The following is a 351-nucleotide window of genomic DNA, read 5'->3' as shown; positions in this document are numbered from 1 at the left end:
CGGTGCGTGTCAATGTACCTGTCGCCTTAACGTCAGCTAGCTATGGCAACGCCAGCTTCAGAGCGCTCCGGATTCAAGTAAACAGCATCTGCAAGTCGCCAATTTCGCGTCTCACCGCTCCAGCGTGTTGGATTAGCTGCTTTGGCAGACGAATACAATGCCGCTCGCGCCTCTAGCAACGCGGTCGCTCTGCCTTCGTGACGCTCGTTGGGCGTGATGTATCGCAGGGCACTGTGCCGGTGCTCTTCGTTGTACCACTCGACAAATCTCTGTACCCAGAGTCTCGCTTCCGTAAGGCTGTCGAACGGATGGTCGGGCCACAGTGGGCAGTACTTCGCAGTGCGGAAGAGT

The 351-nt window shown here is 57.3% G+C and carries 1 protein-coding gene; it reads right to left on the bottom strand.

Annotated elements, in window-relative coordinates; all coding sequences use genetic code 11:
* Positions 1-32: 32 nt before the first annotated feature.
* A partial coding sequence (locus tag SB756_RS28635; protein ID WP_410912888.1) for an integrase core domain-containing protein occupies positions 33-351 on the bottom strand: 319 nt, incomplete at its 5' end.

The organism is Pseudomonas sp. SIMBA_068 (assembly GCF_046534705.1).
Classification (GTDB): domain Bacteria; phylum Pseudomonadota; class Gammaproteobacteria; order Pseudomonadales; family Pseudomonadaceae; genus Aquipseudomonas; species Aquipseudomonas putida.
The sequence above is the reverse complement of the archived record's forward strand: the minus strand, read 5'-3'. Positions and strand labels throughout refer to the sequence as shown.